The 25302-nt window shown below is 60.7% G+C and carries 21 protein-coding genes and 2 tRNA genes; 7 read left to right on the forward strand and 16 right to left on the reverse strand.

Annotated features, from left to right (window positions below; translation table 11 throughout):
- Nucleotides 1-25: 25 nt before the first annotated feature.
- The 3 genes from AAAX32_RS05465 to cobM are packed head-to-tail and all read right to left on the reverse strand — an operon-like array spanning nucleotide 26 to nucleotide 2229.
- Complete coding sequence (locus AAAX32_RS05465; RefSeq protein WP_349100232.1) at nucleotides 26-259, reverse strand: hypothetical protein; 234 nt, start codon at nucleotides 257-259, stop codon at nucleotides 26-28.
- Entirely contained in the window at nucleotides 252-1436 is a 1185-nt protein-coding gene (gene cbiD, locus AAAX32_RS05470; protein ID WP_217108438.1) for a cobalt-precorrin-5B (C(1))-methyltransferase CbiD, read from the reverse strand. Before cbiD ends, AAAX32_RS05465 begins: the two co-directional genes overlap by 8 nt.
- A gap of 1 nt (nucleotide 1437) precedes the next feature.
- On the reverse strand, nucleotides 1438-2229 hold the full coding sequence (cobM, locus tag AAAX32_RS05475; RefSeq protein ID WP_217108439.1) for a precorrin-4 C(11)-methyltransferase: 792 nt from the start codon (nucleotides 2227-2229) through the stop codon (nucleotides 1438-1440).
- Nucleotides 2230-2687: 458 nt separating this feature from the next.
- Here cobM and AAAX32_RS05480 point away from each other — a divergent pair, with 458 nt between their 5' ends.
- The 6 genes from AAAX32_RS05480 (at nucleotide 2688) to AAAX32_RS05505 (ending at nucleotide 9751) form a co-directional block, all read left to right on the forward strand.
- Nucleotides 2688-3614 carry a sirohydrochlorin cobaltochelatase gene (locus AAAX32_RS05480; protein WP_349100233.1) on the forward strand — a complete coding sequence of 309 codons (927 nt, stop codon included), beginning with the start codon at nucleotides 2688-2690 and terminating at the stop codon, nucleotides 3612-3614.
- 145 nt (nucleotides 3615-3759) lie between these two features.
- Nucleotides 3760-4293: a hypothetical protein gene (locus tag AAAX32_RS05485; protein WP_035138217.1), complete on the forward strand. Its 534-nt coding sequence runs from the start codon at nucleotides 3760-3762 to the stop codon at nucleotides 4291-4293.
- Between the two features lie 4 nt (nucleotides 4294-4297).
- Nucleotides 4298-5869: an ABC transporter substrate-binding protein gene (locus AAAX32_RS05490; protein WP_195520436.1), complete on the forward strand. Its 1572-nt coding sequence runs from the start codon at nucleotides 4298-4300 to the stop codon at nucleotides 5867-5869.
- Nucleotides 5870-5891: 22 nt separating this feature from the next.
- Nucleotides 5892-6914, forward strand: a complete 1023-nt coding sequence (locus AAAX32_RS05495) for an iron ABC transporter permease (protein ID WP_195520437.1) — start codon at nucleotides 5892-5894, stop codon at nucleotides 6912-6914.
- Complete coding sequence (locus tag AAAX32_RS05500) at nucleotides 6915-8129, forward strand: ABC transporter ATP-binding protein (protein WP_349100234.1); 1215 nt, start codon at nucleotides 6915-6917, stop codon at nucleotides 8127-8129.
- A 188-nt stretch (nucleotides 8130-8317) separates the two neighbouring features.
- On the forward strand, nucleotides 8318-9751 hold the full coding sequence (locus AAAX32_RS05505; RefSeq protein ID WP_349100235.1) for a radical SAM protein: 1434 nt from the start codon (nucleotides 8318-8320) through the stop codon (nucleotides 9749-9751).
- A 188-nt stretch (nucleotides 9752-9939) separates the two neighbouring features.
- On the opposite strand, the gene AAAX32_RS05510 is transcribed toward AAAX32_RS05505, so the two are convergent.
- The 10 genes from AAAX32_RS05510 to AAAX32_RS05555 all read right to left on the reverse strand — a co-directional run bounded on the left by AAAX32_RS05510 (nucleotide 9940) and on the right by AAAX32_RS05555 (nucleotide 20642).
- Entirely contained in the window at nucleotides 9940-10551 is a 612-nt protein-coding gene (locus AAAX32_RS05510) for a TetR/AcrR family transcriptional regulator (RefSeq protein WP_117746330.1), read from the reverse strand.
- Nucleotides 10552-10667: 116 nt separating this feature from the next.
- The gene (locus AAAX32_RS05515) at nucleotides 10668-11975 is read right to left on the reverse strand and encodes a lysylphosphatidylglycerol synthase transmembrane domain-containing protein (protein WP_349100236.1); all 1308 of its coding nucleotides are present in this window, start codon (nucleotides 11973-11975) and stop codon (nucleotides 10668-10670) included.
- 150 nt (nucleotides 11976-12125) lie between these two features.
- Nucleotides 12126-12202, reverse strand: a tRNA-Glu gene (locus AAAX32_RS05520).
- Between the two features lie 22 nt (nucleotides 12203-12224).
- Nucleotides 12225-12301: transfer RNA gene (locus tag AAAX32_RS05525), tRNA-Glu, on the reverse strand.
- A 127-nt stretch (nucleotides 12302-12428) separates the two neighbouring features.
- Nucleotides 12429-13823 (reverse strand): CCA tRNA nucleotidyltransferase, encoded by a 1395-nt coding sequence (locus AAAX32_RS05530; RefSeq protein ID WP_217107881.1) that lies wholly within the window; start codon nucleotides 13821-13823, stop codon nucleotides 12429-12431.
- A gap of 165 nt (nucleotides 13824-13988) precedes the next feature.
- Complete coding sequence (locus AAAX32_RS05535) at nucleotides 13989-14921, reverse strand: 1-phosphofructokinase (RefSeq protein WP_349100237.1); 933 nt, start codon at nucleotides 14919-14921, stop codon at nucleotides 13989-13991.
- Between the two features lie 189 nt (nucleotides 14922-15110).
- A complete protein-coding gene (locus AAAX32_RS05540) occupies nucleotides 15111-16043 on the reverse strand; it encodes a 1-phosphofructokinase family hexose kinase (RefSeq protein WP_006233969.1) in 933 nt (310 codons plus the stop codon).
- Between the two features lie 74 nt (nucleotides 16044-16117).
- On the reverse strand, nucleotides 16118-17821 hold the full coding sequence (gene ptsP / locus AAAX32_RS05545; protein ID WP_035138206.1) for a phosphoenolpyruvate--protein phosphotransferase: 1704 nt from the start codon (nucleotides 17819-17821) through the stop codon (nucleotides 16118-16120).
- 133 nt (nucleotides 17822-17954) lie between these two features.
- Nucleotides 17955-18218 carry an HPr family phosphocarrier protein gene (locus tag AAAX32_RS05550; protein WP_022094575.1) on the reverse strand — a complete coding sequence of 88 codons (264 nt, stop codon included), beginning with the start codon at nucleotides 18216-18218 and terminating at the stop codon, nucleotides 17955-17957.
- Nucleotides 18219-18638: 420 nt separating this feature from the next.
- On the reverse strand, nucleotides 18639-20642 hold the full coding sequence (locus AAAX32_RS05555; RefSeq protein WP_349100238.1) for a fructose-specific PTS transporter subunit EIIC: 2004 nt from the start codon (nucleotides 20640-20642) through the stop codon (nucleotides 18639-18641).
- 272 nt (nucleotides 20643-20914) lie between these two features.
- Between AAAX32_RS05555 and AAAX32_RS05560 the strand changes: the two genes are divergently transcribed.
- Complete coding sequence (locus AAAX32_RS05560) at nucleotides 20915-21772, forward strand: MurR/RpiR family transcriptional regulator (protein WP_349100239.1); 858 nt, start codon at nucleotides 20915-20917, stop codon at nucleotides 21770-21772.
- Nucleotides 21773-21993: 221 nt separating this feature from the next.
- Here AAAX32_RS05560 and AAAX32_RS05565 read toward each other — a convergent pair whose 3' ends face one another.
- Genes AAAX32_RS05565 through AAAX32_RS05575 form a run of 3 tightly spaced genes read right to left on the reverse strand, consistent with a single transcriptional unit; the run spans nucleotide 21994 to nucleotide 25272 of the window.
- On the reverse strand, nucleotides 21994-23622 hold the full coding sequence (locus AAAX32_RS05565; protein WP_349100240.1) for a DNA repair protein RecN: 1629 nt from the start codon (nucleotides 23620-23622) through the stop codon (nucleotides 21994-21996).
- Nucleotides 23612-24472 carry an NAD(+)/NADH kinase gene (locus AAAX32_RS05570; protein ID WP_349100241.1) on the reverse strand — a complete coding sequence of 287 codons (861 nt, stop codon included), beginning with the start codon at nucleotides 24470-24472 and terminating at the stop codon, nucleotides 23612-23614. Before AAAX32_RS05570 ends, AAAX32_RS05565 begins: the two co-directional genes overlap by 11 nt.
- Nucleotides 24469-25272: a TlyA family RNA methyltransferase gene (locus AAAX32_RS05575; protein ID WP_349100290.1), complete on the reverse strand. Its 804-nt coding sequence runs from the start codon at nucleotides 25270-25272 to the stop codon at nucleotides 24469-24471. The genes AAAX32_RS05570 and AAAX32_RS05575 overlap by 4 nt, the downstream gene beginning before the upstream one ends.
- Nucleotides 25273-25302: the final 30 nt, after the last annotated feature.

Consider the following 25302-nt stretch of genomic DNA (forward strand, 5'->3'; position numbering starts at 1 on the left):
TGAACGCTATGCAGGAAACCCTCATCTAGCGCACCACCATCGTCGAGAAGTAGCTGCCCCGATCGGGCACATCGTCGAGCGAACGGTACACGCGCTCGCCCGGAAGCCCACAGTCCTCTACGAGCTCGCCACCGTCGAAGGCGCCCTCCTCGCGAAGGATGCGCTTCGTGTCCGCAAGCGAGCGGCGCGCCTTCATGACCACCTTCGTCCCTGGCCAGCCGATTGCGCGGCCCACCCCATACAGCACGCCTTTACTCATACGTCGCCCCCAATTCCCCGATAACTGCATCGGCGCCCGACGTGCGGAAAAGCTCGCGGCGCTCGGCGTCGAACACGACCGCGGCGATGTCGCATGCGCCCGCCGCGCGGCGGCGCAACCTGTCCTCGATTGCCGCAGCGAGCGAGGCGCGCGCAGCGTCCCCCACGCCGGCGGCCTCGATTACCTCGAGCGCCGCCGTGGTCGTGACCGACGACATGATCTCGCGCACGGTCTTCGCGCCCGCGCCGGCCAAGGCCGCGTGGGCGGCCAGAATCTCCGCGCGGCAGTCGGCGGTACGCGAATGGGTGTCCATGATGCCGCCAGCGACCTTCACCAGCTTGCCGATGTGTCCCACAAGAAGGACATTGGTGAATCCCTCGCGAACGCAGCAATCAATCGCATCGCCCACAAAGTTGGAGATGAAGACCACCGGCGCACCGTTTAGGTGGAAATGCCCCGAGATGAACTGCCCGCCGTAGTTGCCGGGCGTGAGCACGACTCCGCGCCGCCCCATAGCCGCATGCTGCCGGATCTCGAGCTCGATGCTGTCGCGCAAGGCAGCGAGACTGCGAGGCTCGACGATGCCCGTCGTGCCCAGGATGGAGATGCCGCCCTCTATCCCCAGGTGCGGGTTGAAGGTCTTTTCGGCTAGGGAAACGCCCTCGGGTACCGAAATCGTCACAGCAATATTTCCAGAAAAGCCGTGCGCGGCGCACACCTCGCGCACCGCCGAAGTGATCATCGCGCGCGGCGTCGCGTTGATGGCGGCCGACCCCACCGGCTGCTCGAGCCCGGGCAACGTCACGCGCCCCACGCCCACGCCGCCATCGACGGAAACTTCCGATTCGCGCGTGGGCACGTCCTTGCTGCCCGCAGCGCCGGTGCCCGACCCCGCATGTTCCACGCGCGCGTACACGAGCACGCCGTCGGTCACATCGGCATCGTCGCCTGCGTCCTTTCGCACGGCACACTGGGCGCACCCCTCGCCGATAAATGCGTCGACCACGTCCGTCTCGACGGGCAGCCCGCCGGGCGTGACGATCGACACGCGGCCGGCGGGCTTTCGTGACAAGAGCATCTCGCAGGCGGCCTTCGCCGCGAGCGCGGCACAGCTCCCCGTCGTGTAGCCGCAGCGCAGGCGGGTCGTCCCGGTATATATGTAGTGCTCGAAGGCCACGCTAGCTGCTCGCCTTCCGATACCCCGTGGCAAACGAAGGGTCGTAAAGCTTGCTGCGCTCGTACGACTCCGCTTGCACGCCGTCGTGCGCAAGCCCGCCGCGAGCTCCGAGTACGCGGCCCACCACCACGAGCGCCGTGCGGTCGATGCCCTCTCGCGCGCCCGCATCGGCGAGCGTGCCCACTGTGCAGCGCACCACGCGCTCCTCAGGCCAGGTCGCCTTGTACACGAGCGCCGCCGGCTCGTCGGAGCTGCGGCCCGCGGCCAAAAGCTCGGCGGAAAGCTCGGCGAGCATACCCGAGCTCAGGAAGATGACCATAGTCGAGCCGCTTTCCGCCATGGTGCGCATGCCCTCGCCCGCGGGCATGGGGGTACGTCCGGAAAGCCGCGTGATCACGACCGACTGGCTGATTCCCGGCAGCGTGTATTCCTGGCGAAGCGCCGCCGCGGCACCGCAAAAGCTCGACACGCCGGGCACCACCTCGTAGTCCACGCCGCGCGCGTCGAGCGCGTCCATCTGCTCCTGGATGGCGCCGTACAGGCACGGGTCGCCCGTGTGCAGGCGCACCACTTCCTCGCCCCGCGCATCTGCCGCGCACATCACGTCGAGCACTTCCTCCAAGGTCATGTGCGCGCTGTCGTAGACGATGCAGGATTCCTTGCACTCAGCGAGCAGCTCGGGGTTCACAAGGCTTCCCGCCCAAACGACCACGTCGGCCGCGCGCAGAAGGCGCGCCCCGCGCAGCGTGATAAGGTCGGCGGCGCCCGAGCCTGCGCCAACGATATGAATCATCCGAGCCTTCCCTTCCCGTTTCTCATCGCAACCGTTTACGCCGCCATTCGCGCAGCGGGCAAAACACGGCGCCTGCGGCGGCAATCGGCGCAAATACGCAGGCAGGAGGCGCAATGCCGCCCGCCCTGGCTTTGACACGTTCACAAGTGCCCACTATCATAGTAAAAGATTCGGCAACGAGCATATGACAATCGGATAAAAGGAAATGACCGGCGCGGCGCCCGCACAGCCCGCGCTGGCTTGCGGAGGGAACCAGGTGGGAATCCTGGGCAAGGGACATTACTGTATAGGACGCACGGGCGAACCGCCTCGCGCCCCAAGCCAGACTGCTTCGCCTTTTCCTCACGGCATCGCCGTGGCGTTAGCTCCTTGTGAACCCCGAGGGGTGCGCTTTTCTTTCGCTTGTGCCGACAAGCAACTGTCGCCGGTGGACCGGCAAACCGAGGAAAGGAAAAACCATGTCCGACCAGATGTCACGCCGCGGCTTCATGGGCGCCGCAGCAACCGGAGCCGTCGCGCTCGCCGGAGTCGCGCTCGCGGGCTGCTCCAACACCTCCGCGAGTTCCGAGAAATCGAGTGAAAAGGAGAAGGCCGTGAAGCCGGTCATCCTCGTCACGAGCTTCGGCACGAGCTACAACGACTCGCGCCACATCACCATCGGCGCCATCGAAGACGCTATCCGCGAGAAGTACTGGCAGGACTACGACATCCGCCGCGCCTTCACCGCGCAGATCATCATCGACAAGCTGAAGAAGCGCGACGGCATCACGATCGACAACATGACCGAGGCGCTCGACCGCTGCGTGGAAGACGGCGTGAAGAAAATCGTCGTGCAGCCGACGCATCTCATGGGTGGCCTGGAATACACCGACGTGAAAGACGAGCTCGACAAGTACGCCGACAAGTTCGACAAAATCTCGCTCGGCGACCCGCTGCTCACCTCCGACGATGACTACAAGAAGGTGGCCGCAGCCATTAAGGAGAACATGGCGTCCTTCGACGACGGCAAGACGGCGCTGTGCCTCATGGGCCACGGCACCGAAGCCGATTCCAACGCCGACTATGCCAAAATGCAGGAAGTGTTCAAGAACGAGGGCTTGACGCAGTTCTTCGTCGGCACCGTCGAGGCTGAACCGACCTGCGAGGATGTTATCGCCGCCGCGAGCGCCGCAGGCTACAAGAAGGCCGTGCTCGCGCCGTTCATGGTGGTCGCGGGCGACCACGCGAACAACGACATGGCAGACGAGACCGACCCCGACAGCTGGGCTGCGAAGTTCATGGCCGCCGGCTTCGAAGTGACGTGCCTGCTCCAGGGTCTGGGACAGAACGTCGCGGTCGACGACATCTACGTCTCGCACGTGGACGACGCCATCGCCAAGCTGTAAACTCGCCGCGCACGGGGGCGCCGGTCGCGTCCCCGTGCAACGGGCATGCGCCTTCCCCGACTGACGGCGCATGCCCGTTGCATTCGCATCCCGCCAGCCCACCGCACGGCGCGGGCGGTCGAAGCGATTGAAAGGAACCCCCTCCATGTTGAAGAAAACCCTCGCCTTCGCCCTGTCAGCGGCGCTTTTCGCGTTCTCGCTCGCCGGCTGCGGCGGAAATTCAATCGACAGCGCAAAGGCAAGCGATGCCGATTCCCAGGAAAAGACCGAACAGGCGGCCGATGCGCCCGAGGGCGCAAGCGCTGCCCCCATCACCGCCGACAAGGTGGCCGACGGCACCTATCCGATCACCGTAGATTCCAGCTCGAACATGTTCAGGATTGTGGACGCCCAGCTCATCGTGGAAAACGGCTCCATGCACTGCGTGATGACGCTTTCCGGCACGGGCTACGGCAAGCTCTTCATGGGCACGGGCGACGAGGCTGCCGCCGCAAGCGAGGCCGACTTCATCCCCTATGTGGAAAACGCGGAAGGCAAGTACACCTACGACGTGCCCGTTGAAGCGCTCGACGAGGACACCGCCTGCGCCGCGTGGAGTATTAGAAAAGAGCAGTGGTACGACCGCACGCTCGTGTTCGAATCCGCCGGCGTCGATCTGCGCGCCGACGCACTGAAGTAACGCCATGCGGTCGATTCTTCCCAAGGGGGAAAGCAGGAAGCGTCGCAGCATCGCGGTGCGCGCGATCGCCTGCGTTCTCGTCGCCCTGCTCGCGCTTCCCTTCGCGGGGTGCAGTGCGAGCCCGAACGCGACCGGTGGCACGGCAGGCTCTCAGGAATACACTGTGAGCGTCTCGCTCTCCGGCGGGTCAGGGCGCGCAAGCATCGCCTCACCCACCACAATTGTGAAGGATGGCGACACCTACACCGCGACCATCACCTGGTCGAGTTCGAACTACGACAAAATGACCGTCAACGGCGTGGACTACGCGCCTGTAAACGACGGCGGCAACTCCACGTTCGAGATACCCGTCACGCTCGACGAGGACATCGCCGTGTCGGCCGAGACCGTCGCCATGTCGACGCCGCACACCATCGACTACACGCTCTACTTCGACTCATCCACCATGAAGGAGAAATCGGGCGACGAAGCAAGCGGCGGCTCCCTTGCGAGAACGGCTTCAAGCGCCGCGGCCGACTTCCACAACGCCGATTTGGGCTGCGGCTGGAAGCCGACGGGGACGCTTCAGCTTGAATACGCCGAGCACTTCACTGTCGACGAGTTCGAAGGCGGCCTGCGGCTTATTTGCATTTCGAACGGGGAGCGCTTCCTCGTGGTGCCGCAAGATGCGAAGGTACCTGATGGGTTGAGCTCCGACATCGCGGTCATAAGGCGCCCCGCCGACAAGGTGTACCTCGTGTCGTCGGCGACGATGTGCCTGGTCGACGCGCTCGATGCGAACGACAATATCATCATGTCGGGCACGAAGGCCGACGATTGCTCGGTCGCGGGCTTCAAAAGTGCACTCGAAAGTGGGGCGATCGCCTACGGCGGCAAGTACAGCGCGCCCGACTACGAGCGAATATCGGCCTCGGGCTGCACGCTCGCCATCGAGAACACCATGATCAACCACACACCGGATGTGAAGGAAAAGCTGCAGAAACTCGGGCTCGTCGTGCTCACCGAACAGTCGTCGAGCGAGCCCGAAGCACTCGGGCGCGTCGAGTGGATTAAGCTTTTCGGCGTCCTATTCGACAAGGAAGACGAGGCCGCGCACCTGTTCAACGAGCAGAAGGCCCGCGTCGAGCAAACGTCGGGGCTCGCGTCGTCAGGTAAAACCGTGGCGTATTTCTACATTAACTCGAACGGGGCCGCCGTCACGCGGCGGGCGGGCGACTACGTGGCGCAGATGATCGAGCTTGCAGGCGGCAACTACGCGCTCGATGACGCGCAGACCGCGTCGACGTCAGGTTCGTCAGTAACGCTCGAAATGGAGCGCTTCTACGCGACGGCGAAGGATGCCGACATTATCGTCTACAACGGCACCATCGACGAATCGGTTGCCACCTTGAACGACTTCGTAGGCAAAAACGCGCTATTGTCGCAGTTCAAAGCCGTGAAGAACGGCAACGTCTGGGTCACAAGCGCCGACATGTACCAGCAGATGACTTCCACCGCCGACATTATCGACGAGCTGCACGGGGCGTTCACCGGCGATGACGCGAGCGACTTCCATTATCTGAGAAAGCTAGGCTAGCGCCATGAGAAGCCGGCTTTCCATGGCATACGACGAATCGGGGCGCGCCGCGCGGTGTCGCGTCGTGACGGCGCTGCTCGCCGTTGCCCTCATCGTGCTCGTCGGGGCCAACCTGTGCATCGGGAGCGTGCTCGTACCAGCAGACCACATCCCCGGCATCCTTTCGGGCGGCGCGGCCAATTCCATGGAAAGCCAGGTCATCTGGGAGATTCGCCTGCCGCGCGTGCTTTCAGCCGTGCTTCTCGGCGGGGCACTTTCGCTTTCCGGGTTCCTACTGCAGACGTTTTTCAACAACCCCATCGCCGACCCGTTCATCTTGGGCGTCTCCTCGGGCGCAAAGTTCGTCGTCGCGCTTACGATGATCGTACTTCTGGGCGCGAACCAGGCCATGACCTCGCCGGCCATGGTGGCCGCAGCGTTTCTGGGCTCGCTTATCACCATCGGCTTCGTGCTCCTCATCGCACGGCGCATAAGTTCCATGGCCATGCTCATCGTGGCGGGCGTCATGGTGGGATACATCTGCTCGGCGGCGACGAACTTCCTCATCGCCTTCGCCGATGACCAGTCCATCGTAAACCTGCACAACTGGTCTTTGGGTAGTTTCTCGGGTTCGAGCTGGGACGACGTCGCGGTCATCGCGGTCGTGGTGATCACCGTGAGCGCATGCGTATTCGCGATATCGAAGCCCCTTTCCGCCTTCCAGCTGGGAGAAGCCTACGCGAAAAGCGTCGGCGTGAACGTCGCACGCTTCCGCGTGGTGCTCGTTCTTCTAGCGAGCATGCTCTCCGCCTGCGTGACCGCGTTCGCCGGTCCGGTGTCGTTCGTAGGCATCGCGGTTCCACATCTCGTGAAGTCGGCGATAAAGTCGTCGAAGCCCATCCGCGTGATTCCTGCGTGCTTCTTGGGGGGCGCCATCTTCTGCGCGGGCTGCGATTTGATCGCGCGCACGTTGTTCTCTCCCGTCGAGCTTTCCATCAGCGCCGTCACCGCCATCTTCGGCGCGCCGGTGGTTATCGCGCTCATGTTGAAGAAACGAGTGAGGTAGATGGGGGAATTCATGCCGCGGCCCAAAACGCTCGGAGGGGAGTCGAACCTCGAAACCCCGGTCGAAACGCAGGCTGACGGAGCACCGCTTTTCCGCATAAGCGACCTGTCGGCGGGCTACGATAAGAAGGTCGTAGTCGAAGGCGTCGATCTGGAGGTTCGCGCGGGCGACGTCGTGGCGCTCATCGGGCCGAACGGCTCTGGCAAGTCGACCATCTTGAAAACCATCACACGCCATCTGGCACCGCTTGCCGGCGCGGTCGAGCTCGACGGGCGGGAGATTTCCCGATGGAAGACGGCGGAGTTCGCAAGGAACCTTGCCGTTATGCTGACAGATCGCCCCCGGACCGAGCTCCTCACCTGCCGCGATATCGTAGAGGCGGGAAGGCATCCCTACACCGGGCGAATGGGCACACTCTCGCCCGACGACCATAGTCGGGTCGATGAGGCCATAAAAACCGCACATGTGGAAGAGCTCGCCGAGCGCGACTTCATGCAGATAAGCGACGGGCAACGCCAGCGCGTCATGCTCGCGCGCGCCATCGCGCAGGATCCGCGTGTGCTCGTTCTCGACGAGCCCACGTCGTATCTCGATATCCGCTACCAGATCGACCTGCTACGAATACTTCGCCACCTTGTGAAATCGAGGAATGTGGCTGTCATCATGTCCATCCACGAACTCGAGCTCGCGCAGAAAAGCGCCGACAAGGTGATTTGCGTGAAGGACGGCCGGGTCTTCCGCGCCGGCGCACCCGAGGACATATTCACGCGCGAGACGATTGGCGAGCTCTACGGCCTTAAACATGGCACCTTCAACGAGCGCTTCGGCAGCGTGGAAATTGGGCGCCCGCACGGCGATGCGCACACGTTCGTCATCGCCGGCGCAGGTACGGGGTCGGCTATGTTTCGCCAGCTCATCCGGCAGGGCAAGGCGTTCTACGCGGGAGTTCTGCACGAAGGGGACATCGACTGCGAGCTCGCGCGCGACCTGGCGGCGGAATGCGTGGCCGAGCGCGCCTTCGAGCCGATCGGGGATAAAACCATAGCCCGCGCCAAAGAGCTCCTCGTCCACTGCGCGCGCCTTATCGTGTGCCCCGCCGCCTTCGGCACCATAAACGCCCGCAACGCAGAGCTCGTCGAGTTTGCACGCTCGCATGGTATCGAGGTCATGCGAGCGTGCGAAGGCGCATCGGAGGATTCCAATGGATACGCCTAGGCGCGGTCCAAGAAATCGTCCGCATCCCCATCTGACACTATTTCACCGCAACTTAGAAGGTGTCGGCGTATAACGCTTCACCCCAAATTAAATTGATTCGTTGAATAGACACACTACAAATCTTTAGACTTCGTTTAATCCACAAGTGGGTATTATCACACATTAAGCACACGTGAAAGGATATACCCATGTCGCTTACACGGTCAGCAGAGCGTGCAGCGCTCAACAAGCTCATCGATTATCTCGACGACAACCCGCAAGAAAACATCGACAAAATCATGGACCTCGTGAACAAGCTGGTCCCCAATCGCGTATTTCCTGTACAGCGAGAGGCATTCACCAATGTCATCAAGAGCCGCGGCAATTGGTATGACCTGATCATGCGTGTGTTCAGCCTTAATCCCCAGATGCGAACCAAACTGCTTAAGACCCTCATTGTCGACGCCAACCTGCTAGCTTGGCCAGAGCAGGAAAAGAACCGCGAAAAGTACCAGTGCAACGTTCCGTGGGCCATCCTGCTCGATCCCACGAGCGCCTGCAACCTGCATTGTACGGGCTGCTGGGCCGCCGAGTACGGCTACAAGCAGAATCTCTCGTTCGAAGACATCGACTCTATCGTTACGCAGGGCAAAGGGCTCGGTACGCATATCTACATCTATACCGGCGGCGAGCCGCTCGTCCGCAAGCACGACCTGATCAGAATTTGCGAAAAACATCAGGACTGCGTGTTTCTCTGCTTTACCAACTCCACGCTGATCGACGAGGCCTTCTGCGACGATATGATTCGCGTAGGTAATTTTGTCCCCGCCATCAGCGCCGAGGGCAATGAGCACACCACCGACGCCCGTCGCGGCGAGGGTACCTACGCAAAGATCGAGCACGCCATGAAACTCCTGCGCGAGCGCGACTTGCCGTTTGGTATCTCCACCTGTTGGACCAGCGCCAATGCCGATACGGTTGCTACCGAGGAGAACATGGACTGGATGATCGGCGAGGGAGCACTCTTCTGCTGGTACTTCCACTTTATGCCGGTTGGCCGCAATGCAACCCCCGAGCTCATGCCCACGCCCGAGCAGCGCGAGCACATGTATCACTTTATCCGCGAAATGCGTGAGAAGAAGCCGCTGTTTACGCTCGACTTCCAAAACGACGGCGAGTTTGTAGGCGGATGTATCGCCGGCGGCCGCCGCTACCTGCACATCAACGCCGCCGGAGACGTGGAGCCGTGCGTGTTCATCCACTACTCAAACGCCAACATCCACGATGTGAGCTTACTCGACGCGCTGCGCTCTCCCCTCTTTATGAAGTACTACGAGAACATGCCGTTCAACGACAACTACCTCAAGCCATGCCCCATGCTCGAGAATCCCGACGTGCTGCCCAAACTGATCGCCGAGAGTGGCGCAATGAGCACCGACCTAATCGAGAAGGAGTCACCCGAGCAACTGCGCGAAAAGACCCAGGCTGCCGCCGAGGCATGGTCACCTGTCGCCGACCGCATCTGGAACGACTCCGAAGATCCGTTATACGCCAAGCGTCACGAGGACAAGTCGCAGGGCATGGCCGATAGCGACATGCACAAGTTCGAAAAGCAGGGCCGCACGCTCAAAAACGGCGATTAATGCTGTTCTACACGGCAAACGCTCAGAAATGAAGCGGAGCAGTCTCGAGGCTCATCTTCGAGGCTGCTCCGCCTTACCATCAAAACAGTTTTACTAAGTTGCGGTGAAATAGGGACTAGATCGGCCTTCCAATAACCAAAACAATCCCTATTCCACCGCAACTTCTTTAAGTTGTTGAATTATCGATGCTATTCGAAGCGAGATTCCAGACTCGACAGGCCGTTGAGAGTCAGGTCGTTGGCGACCTCAGAGACGCGCTCAATAGGAACCGAGCCGTCAGACAGCGCCCACGTGCGATAGATACCGATAATACCCGATAGCAAAAACGCCAAATAGTAGTCGAACATCTCGTCCTTGAGACCTTGAGGCAGCAGATCGCGCTCGGCAATCTCGTGCTCGAGCGGTGCACGAAGACGAGCCATAAAATCATCGAGCGGAATGTTCTCGATCAACTGACGATTGAGCACGAGGTTGTTGCACAGCGCCTCGTTAACGGTTTTAAAGAAGGTCGCCGCCGCGCCAAGGGCGCGCTCGTTGGTGTCGCCGTCCATGGAAGCAAGCGTTTTCTCGACCGAGTCGACAATCATCTCCACAACATCGACGGCAATGGCATCGAGCAGGCCGTCAACCGTACCAAAGTGAACGTAAAAGGTCTTGCGGTCGACATTGGCCTCGCGCGCGATGGCACTCACCGTAATGTCTGCCAACGGCTTTTCCATGAGCAGGCGCTCGAAAGCGGAAAGGATGGCATTGCGGCTGCGAACGATGCGGCGGTCAAGACGCGGTTTGCTGGTTGCCATGGGCGTGTCCCTTCGATAAGAGGGCATTCATCAACAGATGAGAGATAATCTACGTAAGAGGATTATCCCCCATACAGCACAAATATGCCCCGCATCATGAAGAACGCACGACTACCCTACTTCGACTTAGGGTGCTTCTTCTTATTGAGTGCCGACGGAGATACGCGAATACCGTCGCCTGTCTGGCGCACATAGGTTTTATGAGCCGGCTTAGCGACCCCAGAAGCCTTCTGAGCGTGCTTCTTGGGGTCAACGGTAACAGCATTCGTGGGGTGCGGCTTAGTGGGCGCAGAGGGCGTCTGAGACGTGCGGCCGAGTTTGCGCATCACGCGATCCCAGCGCGCATGGATGCTCTCGTTGTGGGCGCTCTTAAGGCCCAGCAGGGGCGCAGCCAAAATGGTCGGCGCAATAAACGTAATGAGGCGCCACAGCAGATAGCCGGCGGTCGAAGCCGACCCAAAGAAATGACCCAAGAACAATGCAAAGCCGCCCTCAGCGCCACCAGTTCCACCGGGCAAGGGAACCGCAGAGCTCAGCAGCTGGACAAAGGCGCTCGCGGCCATGACCGAAAAAAAGTCGACCTCGTGGTGGCCAAAAGCAAGCATCAGGAAATACGGAACCAGATAGAAAAACGCAAGCTGCAGCATGGTGATAAACACGGTGAGCAGCATGGAAGAAAAATGTCCGGCCGAAAGCTTGAACTTCTCGGAGAAGGAGTAGATCTCGCCGTCGACAAACGTGCGCCATCCCTCGATCTTAGTGGCCGAGACACCTATGCACTCGAGCCAATTGATGATGCAATGGGCGACGCGCGTGACGGTCTTAGGCATGAGCGCGACGGCGAAGATGCCCAGCAAGATGCAGCAGTGCCCGCCAAAGCTAAAGACGCACAGCAGCGTCATGTCGCCATAGCGCTCGGCAAAAAACGGCATGCGAGCAAGCAGTAGGATAGCGCCCCAGGCAACGAGGCCAAACTGGTACACGATAAAGCGCGTGAACTGCGTGGCGCCAGCCTCGCCGACATTTTGGCCCGCCTTGGTCAGGCGGTAGATCTGGGCAGGAGTCGAGCCCATCATCATGGGCGTCAGGTTGCCAAAGAAGATGCCACTCGCCTCGACCGAGATCAGGTCGCGGATGCCGACGGGTGAATTGGGGTCGAGCCAGACAGCGATCGCATAGGCCACAATGCCAAAGAACAGATACATGAACATGCAAAGACACGCGACAACGAGCCAAGACGCCTGGACGCTCGACATAGCGGCCCAAAACTGTCCCATCTGCCCGGTTACCACCAGATAGACGATATAACCAACCAGCACGACGCCGATAAAGATGGCGCCGCGGCGTGCACTCTTATTGTCATCTCCGCCCGAGGCCTCAACCTCGACCTGGGGCTTAGACGTATGCTGAGAGGACTCCGTCATGAGACTCCTTCTAACAGTCAAAATATCTTGGATATTGTACCCGTAAGGGCCATAGACAGAACGCAAAGCTCTGGTTCAAACGGGAATTGCAGACGGTTGTTTGATAACAAAAAACCCGGACTTCCATGGGAAGTCCGGGTATCAGATGCGTGGTAGCCCGTACCAGATTCGAACTGGTGATCTCCGCCTTGAGAGGGCGGCGTCCTAAACCGCTAGACGAACGGGCCATAGAAATCAGCAGAAAAGAAGTGGTAGCCCGTACCAGATTCGAACTGGTGATCTCCGCCTTGAGAGGGCGGCGTCCTAAACCGCTAGACGAACGGGCCACATGACATCTGCACTGCCGTGCTGCGAGGAAATATATTACGGGACAAAAAACGTCAGCGCAAGAAGAAATTCCAAATTGCCGAAAAATTGTCGGCAGGTTATGGAACACGCAGGTAAACTGGGTAGCTAATTCAAGTTGAGATGGACCAAAAGAGCTTCGCGATCGTTGGGAATGTTGTCTTCGATCACGGCGTCGAGGGCGGAGTTGAGAAGCTGACCCAGTTCCGGCCCAGGCTTGACTCCGGCACGGATCAGGTCGCCGCCGTTGATGGCGAGCATCTTGAGCGTATAGGGCTCCCCTGCCTTCAGCAGCTCGTGCGCCATCGCGCGCATCTCCTCAATCGTCTCAACGTAATAGAAGCACGACGGGGCCTTGCCGAGCGTGTCAGCACGCTTAAGGTCCATGAGCTCGTCAATCAGACGGGCCGTGTCGACGCCCTCGCCAGAAAGCGCGCACATCATATTGAGCAGGCAGGATCGCTCGGGACGCAGCGGTTTGTCGTGATATTTGATGAGCAGGCACACGTCGCGCACCAGGTCGTGCGAGAGAGCCAGGCGATCCATAATGACGCGCGCTTTCTTGGCGCCGAGCTCGGGATGACCGTAGAAGTGTCCGCTGCCGGCGTGATCGACCGTAAAGCACTCGGGCTTGGAGACATCGTGCAAAAACGCCGCCCACATAAGGCTCGACGATGGCGCGACGCCGTCGCACAGCGCCAGCTCCCCTGCCACCGTCAGCACACGGGCGATATGCTCGTAGACGTTAAACGCATGGTAGACACTTCGCTGATCAAACCCGCGACCCGCTGCCAACTCGGGCACAGCGGCGCAGATGAGCTCAGGGTAGCGCAACATGGCGTCTCCCCCGTGACCGGTCGAAAGAATGCCCTCGAGCTCAATACCCACACGCTCGCGCGCTACGGCATCGAGCAGCGGCGCGCACTCGGCAAGCGCACGCTTGGTCTCGGGCTCAATCATAAAGTCCAGGCGGCAGGCAAAGCGCACCGCGCGCAGCATGCGCAGGGCGTCCTCGTTAAAGCGACGCTTGGGATCGCCGACAGCGCGAATCAGCTTGCACTCCAAGTCACCCTGGCCGTCGTAGCGGTCGACAAGCCCGCGCTCGGGATGCCAGGCCATGGCGTTGACGGTAAAGTCGCGGCGCGCCAGATCGTCCTCGAGCGAGGCGGCGCGCTCGACGCTCTGAGGATGGCGCCCATCGGTATAGAAGCCATCCAGACGGTACGTGGTGACCTCGATACGCTCGCCATCGGAAATAGCCGTGATTCCGCCAAATTTAATGCCCGACTCCACGACCGCAATATCAGCGGCCTCGAGCGCCGCCTTGGACTCTTGCCACAGGCCGCTACAGCACATATCAACATCGTGGCTGGAGCACCCCATCAGGGCGTCGCGCACCCAACCGCCCACGTACCAAGCCTCAAGACCAGCCGCCTCGAGCGCACGCAGCACTCGCAGGGAGGCATCGGTCGGGTGCGTACCGTTGAGCGAAACATTGCACATACCTGTGGCCTCCTGCGGCTATCAAATTGGTTGTCGATTGCATCTGCAAGAAGTCTAGCAAGAAACAGCCTCCCCTGCACACGCAAGTCCGATAAACAAAAACGCATCCGTCCTGTTGCCAAGACGGATGCGAACCACTCGAAATACTCAAGCTTTAGGCCGGAGTTAGCAGACCTCGCGGATAGCGATGCCCTTCTTATACTCCTCGACCTTGGCAAAGTCGCCCAGGCCCGGGCACTCGACCACGTTGGCGCCGGTAGCCATCGAAAGGCGCAGGGCATCCTCGACGCGCTCGGGGGCGTCGTGCCATACGGACAGGAAGGCAGCCAGCGAGGAATCGCCGGCGCACACCGTCGACAGCAGCTTGACGTCGAAGGTGCGATTGGCAAACCAGATGTGCTCGCCGTTGGAGAAGTACGCACCGGCGCCACCGAGGGTCAGCAGCACGTTCTTGGCGCCCTTAGCGTGCAGCTCGGCCATAGCGCCCTTGACGGACTCATCGTCGCCACCGCTCACCTTAATGCCAAAGATGTCGAGCAGCTCGTCGTCATTGGGCTTGATCAGCAGCGGCTCCATGGCAATGAGGTCTGCCAGCTGATGGCTCGAGATGTCGAGGACGAACTCGGCCCCCTTGGCCTTGACGCGGCGCAGGACCTCGGCCAAGAAGCCCTCGGAAGTGTTGGGAGGCAGCGAGCCGCTGATGACCAGGCAGGTCATGTCATCGAGCGAATCGATGAGCTCAAACATCTCCTGCTCGTTGGCCTCGTTGATGGCGGCACCGGCGTTGACCATGTTGTACTCGGTGTCGGGTCCGGCATTGAGGAACACGTTGACGCGCGTGATGCCGTCGGTCCAAACGGGCTTGACGGGCACGCCCAGGGCCTCGGCGCCCTTAACGATAAACTCGCCCGAGAAGCCGGCGAAAAAGCCCAGGATCGTGGTGTCGACACCGTAGTGATCGAGGGTGAACGAGACGTTGAGACCCTTGCCGTTGGGCGTGTAGACGGCGTTACGGGTACGCGTGACGGTGTTGGCAGCAAGGCCGTCGCAGGCGATGTTGTAGTCAATGGCGGGATTTGCAGTGAGCGTGTAAATCATGAATGTTCCTTTCACGAAGTAACGTGTTAATGAAAGTATATTCCACCCAACGGTAAAAGGCTAGGACAACTCGGTGAACGGTGTGGAAGCGATGAAGTACGGCAGAGCATCTCTCTCCAATAACGGAACAAAAAAGGCGCCCCAGCCGAAACCGGGGCGCCGCATGCGCACGAATATGTCGCGTTTCGATTACTGACGATCGAGCTTGCGGACAGCAACGCGCTTGCTGTACTCGTCGACGTGACCGAAGTCGCCGATGCCGACGGACTCGGCAACGTTGGCGCCGGTGGCCATAGCGAGCTTCATGGCCTCCTCGACGTTGTCGCGATCCCTGTACCACTTGTGCAGGAACGCAGCGAGGGTGCAGTCGCCGGCGCAGACAGAAGAAACCAGCTTGATGTTGAACTCACGCTTGGCGTACCAAATATCCTCGCCGTTGGAGAAGTAAGCGTCGCCGCGGCTACCACGGGTGAGCAGCACGTTCTGAACGCCAGCGTCGTGAGCCATCTTCATGGCAACGCGGACCTCGTCGTCGGTGTCGACCGGCACGCCGAAGATGGCCTTCATCTCGTGATGGTTCGGCTTGATGAGCAGCGGCTTCTTGTGAGCGAGCTCCTTGAGCTTGTCGGAGGACAGGTCCAGGACGACGTCGGCGCCACGAGCCTGAGCGTGCTCCATGACCTGAGCCAGGAAGTCGGGCGTAGCTTTGGGAGGCACGGAGCCGGAAACGATCAGGCACTCGAGATCGCCCGCGGTGTCCAGGATGTTGTAGAGCTCCTCCTGGTGCTGCGGCGTAATAGGAGCACCCGGGTTCAGGATGCCGTACTCGTGCTGGCCATCGTTGACGTAGGTGTTAATGCGCGTGATACCGTCGGTCCAGACCGGGCGGCAGAGGCAACCCAGGTTCATGACCTCCTCGACGATGAACTTGCCCGTGAAGCCAGCGAAGAAGCCGAGCGCGACGGTGTCGACGCCCATCTTCTTAAAGGCGAAGGACACGTCGAGGCCCTTGCCGTTAGCCGTGTAGCTGGCCGAGCCGGTGCGGACGTTCTCGTCGGGCTCGAGCGGAGAGCTCGAAACCGTCATGTCGACAGCCGGGTTAGCGGTTAGCGTGTAGAACATTTACAGTACCCCCTGTATATGTGAGGGCCGCGTGGCCGGCCCATTCCAACCACGCGGTTACCTCTGATACCAAATTAGCGAGCTGCGGACTCGAGCAGTGCCTTGACCTCGGCGGCGGTGTTGCAGGCGAGTGCCTTCTCGGCGAGCTCGTCGCACTCGGCCTTGGTCCACTGGCTGATGGTCTTGCGGGCGCGCAGGATCGACGGAGCGCTCATCGAGAACTCCTCCAGGCCCCAGCTGATCAGCAGCGGCTCGAGCAGCGGATCGGCAGCGGCCTCGCCGCACATACCGACCATGATGCCGGCCTTCACGCCGCTCTCGATGATGTTCTTGAGCGAGCGGAGCACGGCGGGATAGTAAACCTGGTACAGGTTGGAGATGGTGTCGTTACCACGGTCGGCGCACATGGTGTAGCCGATCAGGTCGTTGGTGCCGATGGAGAAGAAGTCGGCGACCTCGGCAAGACGGTCTGCGAGCAGCGAAGCGGCGGGCGTCTCGACCATGATGCCGACCTCGATGTTCTCGTTGAACTTGCGACCCTCTTCGGTCAGCTCGGCCTTGCACTGCTCGACGAGCTCCTTGACAGCCAAGACCTCCTCGACGCAGGTGACGAGTGGGATCATGATCTTGACGTCACCGAAGGCGCTAGCGCGCAGCAGAGCGCGGAGCTGGACCTTGTACTGGTCGGGATTGGCCAGGCAGTAACGCACGGCGCGGAAGCCCATGAAGGGGTTGTCTTCCTTGACCATATGCAGATACGGAATCTCCTTGTCGCCACCCACATCGAGCGTGCGGATGATGACCGGAGCACCCTTGAGCGCGCTGGCGACCTTACGGTAGGCGTTGAACTGCTCCTCCTCGGAAGGAAGCTCAGCAGAGTCCATGAACAGGAACTCGGAGCGGAACAGACCGATGGCCTCGGCGTCGTGATCGAGCGCGTTGGGCACGTCATCGGGGTTACCGATGTTGCAGGCGATGATCTTCTTGATGCCATCGGCAGTCACGGACGGCTTGCCACGGAAGGCCTCGAGGGCCGCCTTCTCGGCAGCGAAGGCCTCGGCCTTGGCGGTATAGGCAGCGAGCGTCTCCTCGTCGGGATCGGCCTCGACGATACCCTTGCCACCGTCGACGACAACGGTCATACCGTTGCGCAGCGCGGTGCAGCTGTTGGAAACCGAAAGGACAGCCGGGATCTCGAGGGCGCGCGCGATGATCGCGGAGTGCGACGTGCGGCCACCGGTCTCGGTGACGATGCCGGCAACGTGGGCCTTATCGATCGTGGCGGTCATGGACGGCGTGAGGTCGTGCACGACAACGACGGTGTTCTCGGGCAGGACGGAAAGGTCGACGACCTCCTTGCCCAGCAGCTCGGCCAGAATACCGGTGCGGATGTCGGCAATGTCGGCCGCGCGCAGACGGAACATCTCGTCGTCCATGGACAGGAACATGTTCTCAAACATGGTCGAGGTGTCCATGAGCGCCTGCTCGGCGCAGGTACCGCCGTCAATGGCGGCGTTGATGGCGTCAGTCATGCCCGGGTCCTGAGCCAGGACAATGTGTCCGCTCATGATCTCGGCCTCGGCCTCGCCCACCGTCTCCTTCATATGGTCGGCCTGAGCCTGGGTCTTCTCGCAGAAGACCGAAAGAGCGGACTGATAGCGCTCCTTCTCTGCTGCCGAATCAGCAACCTCGTGCGGCTCAAACGTCAAGTCGGGATCGACGGCGACCATGACGGTGCCGATACCGATGCCCTCGGAAGCGTTGACTCCCTGATACATTCCCATTCCTCTCTCCGTGTCATGTGATAAAGCGTTTTGCCATATCCATGACAAAAGAGCGCAGCTACCTTACAACAGGTCACTGCGCCCCCAAATATGAACTTAGTTGTTCAACATGCGACCCGTTTGAGTTCTACTCGCCAAGACCGCTCTTGATGAGCTCGATGGCAGCAGCCAGAGCCTCGGCCTCGTCGGCGCCGTCGCACTTGACCTCGACCTCAGTACCGCAGGGGATACCAGCAGCCATGAGGGCCATCGGGGACTTGCCGTTGACCTCCTTCTCGGGGGTGACGACCGTCACGTCACAGGCGTACTTGCCCATGGTGGAGGCGAACAGACCAGCCGGACGCATGTGCAGACCCTGAGGATTAACGAGGGTAGCCTTCTCAGAAACCATAGTTGACTCCTTTTTGTGTTTAACCCCTGTCATGCATGTGGCAGGAGTCAGATTCACGACGTTATTTATATTAACTCACATCAAACGGTTTTTCATTGTGTTTCACACGAATTGTTGGACAGATGTCGTATCCCTGCGCTCGCCCGCCGGGCGGGGCGGTTAAGTTTGCTGCTCTACAGTCCTGCGCAAGACGGAAAGCACATTAAGTGCTTTCCTTTGCGTGCGGAACTCGCGACAAACTTAACCGCCCCGCCCGGCGGGCGAGCTGCGGAAACTCGGTCGGTCCAGAGTAATGTCGGCTGAAAGGAATTCTGGCTGATGGGATCAACCGGTGCGTTCTCTGTTACCGAAAAAGGCGGAGACCCTGGAGAGGGACTCCGCCTTATATACAGGGGGCGATGTTATTCCCGTACCGTGGAATTAGACCAGGCGGGCGTTGATCGTCTTGGCGATCTCGACGGCGTCGGTGGAACCCTTGACGGTGGCACGGAAGTCCTCGTCCATGAGCGCCTCGGCGACCTTGGACAGGATCTTGAGGTGCGTAGTGCCGGCCTGGGCACCGGGGATGAGCAGGGCGATAGCCACGTTGACGGGAGCGCCGTCCATGGTATCCCAACCGGTCACGCCGGACTCGTCCTTGACGACGATAACGGCAGCCTCGGTAATGGCATCGGACTTGGCATGCGGGATGGCGAAGCCCTCCATCATGCCCGTGGTGCCCTCGGCCTCGCGGGCCAGGAAGGCGTTCATCACGGCGTCGGCGTCGCTTGCGATACCGGCCTTGACGGCCTGGTTGGAAACGAAGCTCAGAGCCTCGTCACGAGAAGCGAAGTCCTCGGCGACAAAGACGTTCTCGACCTTCACGAAGTCAGCAGCCTCGGCCTTGGGGGCCTCGACGGCAGCGGCCTTGGGGGCCTCAACGGGCTTGGCTACAGGAGCGGCCTTCTGGTTCTTCTCGAAGTCGTACTTCTTGAAGGCCACGAACAGGATGCCACCGACCACAGCGCCGATGAGGATCGCGAGGACCCAAAGCGGACCGTTCTCGACAACGGGCAGGACCAGGAAGCCACCGTGAGGCGCCGGATCGTGAACGTTGAACATAATGGTCAGGATCGAAGCGATAGAGGAACCGAGCATCATGATGGGCATGACGGGCCAGATGTTCTTGGTCATGAACGGAATGGCGCCCTCGGTGATGTGGGTGCAACCAAGGATGAGGTTGACGACACCGGCGTCGTGATCCTCCTGGCTGAAGTACTTCTTGCCGACAACGACGGCAAAGGTGGTGATCAGCGGCGGAACGATGCAGGCGGCGGAGACGGCAGCCATGAAGTTGGTGCCGAAGTTATAGGTATCGGTGCCAACACCGGCGGCCAGAGCCTCGGTGAGCATAGCGGTACCGGTGACGTAAGCAGCCTTGTTGACCGGGCCGCCCATGTCAAAGGCGCACATGCAGCCAATGGCAAGACCCAGGACAACGGCGCCAGAGGCGGACAGGCCCTTGAGGAAGTCCATCATGGCGGTGTTGATGGCAGCCATGGGGCCGGAAATGCCGAGCATGACCAGGCCGACGATAGCCGTCGAGAACAGCGGGTACAGGAAGATAGCCTTGAGGCCGTCCAGATTCTTGGGCAGACCGGCAAAGACCTTCTCGAGCAGCAAGATGACATAGCCGGCAAGGAAGCCGCCGACGATGCCGCCCAGGAAGCCGAAGCCCACGCCGGCGCCACCGGCATCGATCATGCCGGTCTCGGCGTTAACAGGCAGGCCCTGGATGGCGATCATACCGGCAACAAAGCCGGGGACGAGCGCCGGGCGCTTGCCGATGGATTCGGCGATGTAGGCGGAAAGCACCGGAACCATAAGGTTCATGGCGATGCCGCCGATGATCTTGAGCATCGCAGCAAAGCTGTTGTAGTCAGACGCCGTCGAATCGAAGGACGTAATGCCCCACAGGAACGAGACAGCGGTCAGAACACCACCAGCAACAACGAAGACCAGCATGTGGCTGACGCCGTTCATGAGGTGCTTGTAGATGACGTGGCCGATGGACTCCTTCTCCTCGACCTCATCCTCGACATCGGCAGCGGCTGCAACCGTGCTGTCGCCCTTGGCGGCGAGCGCGCGGTCAATCAGCTTACCGGCGGCCTCAACGGACAGGGCCTTGGAAACACCAACGGAAACCATGGGCTTACCGGCGAAACGCTCAGCCTGGACATCCTTGTCGGCTGCGACGACGACGGCCTTGGCACCAGCGATCTCACTCTTGGTGAGCTCGTTCTCGACACCGACCTGGCCATGAGTCTCGACCTTAATGGTCAGACCGCGCTCGGCAGCTGCCTTCTCCAGCGCTTCCTTCGCCATGAAGGTGTGCGCAATGCCGGTCGGGCAACCGGTGGCGGCGATGATGTCAAACTTAGCCATGTGTCCCTCCTTCTTGAGTACAGCGCCCGCGGGCGCTCCCCTACACGCGCTTCGATGCGCGTTTTTCCACAACTGAAAGATACCAACCTACCGTCCGCGTGAGAAGAGGCAAGGTGCAATTCTCCGGTGAAAGGTTCTTTCATAACCGTAAACGGTAGGTGAAAGTTTACCATCAACACTTGAAACGGCAAGGTGTATCTTGTAATTGGAAATGCCCGTATACTATGGCATTGCAAATCAAATTGGATTTTCATGCCAACCAGGAGCCATCCATGAGCGATAGTAGCAAGAGCGCACTTTCCCTCATAAGCACCCATCAGGGATACAGCGAGTCCGAGCAGCGCATCGTCGACTATATATTGGAGCACCAGTCCGAGGCGCCGCGCCTCACGGCCGCTCAGCTCTCACGCGCCGCCGCCACGTCCGAGGCGACCGTTTCGCGCTTCTGCCGAAAGCTTGGCTTTGGTAGCTTCCGCAGCTTTCAGTTTTCGTTGGCGAGGGATTTGGAAAGCCAGCGTAACGAGGGCCTGACTGACGAGGTCTCGCTCGACAATATGGAGCAGAGCCTCAAGAATATCCTGGCTGCCAAGGTGAGCGAGCTTAATGCGACCATCGACGGGATCGACCACGATACGCTGGCGGCTGTTGTGCATGCCCTTAAGCATGCAGGGATTATTGAGTTTGCAGCTGTGGGCAATACGAACGCGGTCGCGCTCGATGCGACGTTTAAGTTTTCGCAGCTGGGCCTGCGCTGCATGGCGAGCACCATTAGCGAGACATCAATCGGCTTTGCGCTCACGTTACGCCCGGGTGACGTCATCGTGCTTATCTCAAACTCCGGCAAATCGCGCCGATTGAATCGCATGGCAAAAGCGGCTCGCAACTGCGGCGCAACCGTAGTCGTCATCAGCAGTGACAGCAAATCCCCACTCGCGCGCCTGGCAGACCACACTTTTAATACCGTCAACCACGAAGCGCTGCTGACGACAGGCGACTTTGCGTTCTCCAAGATCAGTGCCACGATGATCATCGAAGTCATCTACAACTTCCTGCTGCCCGAGATTGAAGACGCTCGCGAGCATATCAGCTACTACGAGGAGCTCATCCAGCCGGATAAGGTCGTTGAGTAGGTAAATTGGGGAGCCGATAGACGCCCCTCGCCACGAAACCCGCCCATCTACTACGTTTTAACCGCAACCGCCAACCATACACCCAAAATAGAGAAAACCGCAGGCGTTCTACCTGCGGTTTTCTTTTTGCAATTCTCGGCGTGGTTGCCGATGCCCTACCAAACGTAGTAGATGGACCCGTTTCGTGGCGGCCGGGTTGGACATGCGTGTGGCGACTCGACCTAGGCACGCGCCTCCGCAAGCATCTGCCTGGCGTGCGCCAGGCTTGCCTCGGACTGATCGCCGCTCAACATGCGGGCGATCTCGGCGGTACGCGCTTCGCCGGTTACCTCGTCCAAATGCGTCTGGGGAACATCGCCTGGTTCCTTGCTGACAACATAATGCTTATCGGCCATGACGGCGACCTGCGCCAAGTGGGTTACGACAATCACCTGATGCGTAGAGGCGAGATCTGACAGCACGCCCGCGAGTGCACGCGCCGTGGAGCCACCGACACCAGCATCGACCTCGTCAAACACCAGCGTATCGACACCGTCCGCGTTACCGAGGACAACCTTACTTGCCAGCATGACGCGGCTGAGCTCGCCGCCCGATGCAATGCGGCGCAGGGGACGTGGAGTCAAACCGGCACCGCTGCGGTATAGCAGCTCGTAGCTCGAAGGACCAACGGGCGTCCACTCAGCACGGGGAAGATCGCGCGACTCCCAGACGAGCTCGGCACTACCCATCTCCAAGCGCGCCATCTGGCGGCCAACCTCGTGGCAGAAGCGCGGGGCCGCCGTATTTCGAGCGCGCTTAAGTGCCTTGGCAGCGGTAAACAACTCGCGCTCAGCGCTCCCGAGTGCCTCACGCGCCTTTTTGATCTGCTCATCGCCATCATCGACCAGGGACAGCAGCTCTTGCGAGCGATCGCGCATAGCAAAAACATCGTCCATGGTGGGACCCCACTGACGCAACAGGCCCTTGAGGTCGGAATACCGCTCACGCATGCGAGCGAGCTCGCGCGGGTCGAAGGCGACGCCATCACGATAGGCACGAAGCTCGTTCGCGCAATCCTCAAGGGAGATGCAGGCATCCGAAAGCGCATCGGCAATGTCGCCCAGTTTGCGATCGACGGTAGCCATACGGGAAAGCTCTGCCACGGCGCTGTTCACGACATCGAGCGCTCCCCCTTCGGAGGCAAGCGATGCATGGGCATCGTTAGCCGTGGCAACCAGTACCTCGGCATGTTCGGAGCGCGGCAGCAGTTCCTCGAGTTCCTCATACTCGCCCGGCTTGGGGTCGACCTCGCCGATGCGCTCGAGGGCAAAGCGCGCCTCCTCGACGCGGCTCCCCTGCGCACGCGAGGCCTCTTCGACACGTCGAACCTCCTTGGCGGCAGCACGCGATGCCTTAAAGCAGGCGCGGTACGCATCCAGCGCCTCGAGTGCCGGGCGCCCTGCCCATGCATCGACCATCGCAACGTGATGCGCCGGGTCGAGCAAGCGCTGGTGCTCGTGCTGGCCGCACAGATCCATCATCACGCCGACGCGCTCCGAAAGCTCGCGCACGCTGGCGATGCGGCCGTCAATCTTCACGCGGCTGCGGCCCTCGGCAGAAAGGCTACGCTGCACGGTAAAGCCCTCCGTGTCGTGCGGCCCGTCAAACAGCCGCGCCTCGACGCTCGCCAGCGCCTCGCCCTCGCGCACCGTCGACGAATCCGCGCGCTCGCCCAAAATAAGCTTGAGCGCCGAGAGCAGCGCAGTCTTGCCGGCGCCGGTCTCACCGGTCAGGACAGTCAGGCCGGCACTCGGCACCAGCGTCGCCTCGCGAATGAGTGCAATGTTAGAAACCTGCAGTTCATCGATCATGACGGACTCCGTAGAATACGCGGCTCACCGAGTTATAGAAGCTCTCGGGGCCGTAATCCAGCAGCAGCACATCACCGGGCCCGCGGCGCACAGCCACGCTCTCAACGGTGCCATCACAGGTAATAAACTGCCCATCGATAGCGATCGCCGGAACGCTCGGACGGTCATCGGACATAAAGATTTCGACGACATCACTCGGCGAAGTCAAGAAGGCACGGGCCTGAATGGTGTGCGGCGCAATGGGTACGCAGACCATGCCCGTATAGTCGGGGCTCACGATGGGGCCACCGGCACTGAGCGCGTAACCCGTAGAACCAGTCGCCGTGGACACGACCACGCCGTCGCCACGCAGTCGGTCGATATGGTGGCCCGACACCGTGATGTCGAACTCGACCATATCGGACAGCGGACCGCGGGTAAGCGCCATGTCGTTGAGGGCGAAGGTGCGCACGACATCCTTCGTACCGTCTTCGCGCACGGACACGATATCCGCGGCGATGGTAGCGCGACGGCTCACATGCAGCTCGCCGGACAGGGCGTCGCTCACGACCTGCAGAATGTCGCGCTCCTCGGGACTCGCAGCCGTCAAAAAGCCCAGGTGACCATAGGAAAGACCGAGGATAGGAATCTCGCGATGGTTGAGGATGCGGGCAGCGCGCAGCAACGTACCGTCGCCGCCGAGCGTAATGACCAGATCGGAGCCGTCAATATCAGGCGTGCTCTGAATCTTGGATCGCTGGTCGGCAGCCCATGCGACCTCATAGCCCTGGCGCGTCAGCCAAAGCTCGATCATCAGGCCGCTCTCGACCGCCTCTTGCTTGTAGTAATTGGGAACCAGAAAGACCTTCATAGCGTTGCAGCTTTCTCGCTCAAAACCGATACCTGAGATTGCAACTCGTCTTGCGGGCGGTCGCCAGAGTCAAATCTCGTGCCGTACAGGAAAAACTCAACGTTTCCCTTGGCACCATGAATGGGCGACACGCACACATCGACCGGGAACAGCCCCTTAGAGGCAAAGAGTTCAACTGCCGCAACGAGTGTATCACGGCGCACGGCGGGATCGGTCACAATGCCGCCCTCGCCCACCAGCGCCGCCGGAGCCTCAAACTGCGGCTTTACGAGCGTGCAGAATGCACCCGTAGGCGCGAGGCACGCCAGTACCGCATCGATAATATTCGCGATGCTGGTAAACGAGACATCACACACAGCCAGGTCGATGGCGCCGGTATAGCCAAGCTCAGGCAGCTGCGTCACGTTTGTGCGCTCATGCAGCGTCACGCGATCGTCCTGACGCAACGACCAATCGAACTGGGCGTGACCCACGTCCACAGAGACAACGGTCGCAGCTCCGCGCTTGAGCAGGCAATCGGTAAAACCGCCGGTAGAGCAGCCCACATCCAAACAGGCAAGGCCCGTCGGATTGATGCCAAACGCATCAAGCGCGCCTTCGAGCTTAAGACCACCGCGGCCAACATAGGGAATGCGCCCCTTCACGTGCAGCGGCAGCCCCGGGATCACCTTAAGGCCCGGCGAAGTCAAGCGCTCACCGCCACTCGAGACCAAGCCGGCCATAAGAGTGCGAAGGGCATCCGCGCGATCGGCGCAGATGCCCTGTGAAATCAGTTCGTCATCAAGACGCACGCGTTTCATGAATGCCATCAACCATTCGTATCCGGAGAT

The organism is Collinsella sp. CLA-ER-H3, assembly GCF_040092425.1.
GTDB lineage: Bacteria > Actinomycetota > Coriobacteriia > Coriobacteriales > Coriobacteriaceae > Collinsella.

What these genes read in the sequence shown, in the direction of transcription:
- AAAX32_RS05465 (WP_349100232.1), bottom strand. Translation starts at nt 259, where the DNA reads ATGAGTAAAGGCGTGCTGTATGGGGTGGGCCGCGCAATCGGCTGGCCA.
- cobM (WP_217108439.1), bottom strand. Translation starts at nt 2,229, where the DNA reads ATGATTCATATCGTTGGCGCAGGCTCGGGCGCCGCCGACCTTATCACG.
- AAAX32_RS05480 (WP_349100233.1), top strand. Translation starts at nt 2,688, where the DNA reads ATGTCCGACCAGATGTCACGCCGCGGCTTCATGGGCGCCGCAGCAACC.
- AAAX32_RS05485 (WP_035138217.1), top strand. Translation starts at nt 3,760, where the DNA reads ATGTTGAAGAAAACCCTCGCCTTCGCCCTGTCAGCGGCGCTTTTCGCG.
- AAAX32_RS05490 (WP_195520436.1), top strand. Translation starts at nt 4,298, where the DNA reads ATGCGGTCGATTCTTCCCAAGGGGGAAAGCAGGAAGCGTCGCAGCATC.
- AAAX32_RS05495 (WP_195520437.1), top strand. Translation starts at nt 5,892, where the DNA reads ATGGCATACGACGAATCGGGGCGCGCCGCGCGGTGTCGCGTCGTGACG.
- AAAX32_RS05500 (WP_349100234.1), top strand. Translation starts at nt 6,915, where the DNA reads ATGGGGGAATTCATGCCGCGGCCCAAAACGCTCGGAGGGGAGTCGAAC.
- AAAX32_RS05505 (WP_349100235.1), top strand. Translation starts at nt 8,318, where the DNA reads ATGTCGCTTACACGGTCAGCAGAGCGTGCAGCGCTCAACAAGCTCATC.
- AAAX32_RS05510 (WP_117746330.1), bottom strand. Translation starts at nt 10,551, where the DNA reads ATGGCAACCAGCAAACCGCGTCTTGACCGCCGCATCGTTCGCAGCCGC.
- AAAX32_RS05515 (WP_349100236.1), bottom strand. Translation starts at nt 11,975, where the DNA reads ATGACGGAGTCCTCTCAGCATACGTCTAAGCCCCAGGTCGAGGTTGAG.
- AAAX32_RS05530 (WP_217107881.1), bottom strand. Translation starts at nt 13,823, where the DNA reads ATGTGCAATGTTTCGCTCAACGGTACGCACCCGACCGATGCCTCCCTG.
- AAAX32_RS05535 (WP_349100237.1), bottom strand. Translation starts at nt 14,921, where the DNA reads ATGATTTACACGCTCACTGCAAATCCCGCCATTGACTACAACATCGCC.
- AAAX32_RS05540 (WP_006233969.1), bottom strand. Translation starts at nt 16,043, where the DNA reads ATGTTCTACACGCTAACCGCTAACCCGGCTGTCGACATGACGGTTTCG.
- ptsP (WP_035138206.1), bottom strand. Translation starts at nt 17,821, where the DNA reads ATGTATCAGGGAGTCAACGCTTCCGAGGGCATCGGTATCGGCACCGTC.
- AAAX32_RS05550 (WP_022094575.1), bottom strand. Translation starts at nt 18,218, where the DNA reads ATGGTTTCTGAGAAGGCTACCCTCGTTAATCCTCAGGGTCTGCACATG.
- AAAX32_RS05555 (WP_349100238.1), bottom strand. Translation starts at nt 20,642, where the DNA reads ATGGCTAAGTTTGACATCATCGCCGCCACCGGTTGCCCGACCGGCATT.
- AAAX32_RS05560 (WP_349100239.1), top strand. Translation starts at nt 20,915, where the DNA reads ATGAGCGATAGTAGCAAGAGCGCACTTTCCCTCATAAGCACCCATCAG.
- AAAX32_RS05565 (WP_349100240.1), bottom strand. Translation starts at nt 23,622, where the DNA reads ATGATCGATGAACTGCAGGTTTCTAACATTGCACTCATTCGCGAGGCG.
- AAAX32_RS05570 (WP_349100241.1), bottom strand. Translation starts at nt 24,472, where the DNA reads ATGAAGGTCTTTCTGGTTCCCAATTACTACAAGCAAGAGGCGGTCGAG.
- AAAX32_RS05575 (WP_349100290.1), bottom strand. Translation starts at nt 25,272, where the DNA reads ATGAAACGCGTGCGTCTTGATGACGAACTGATTTCACAGGGCATCTGC.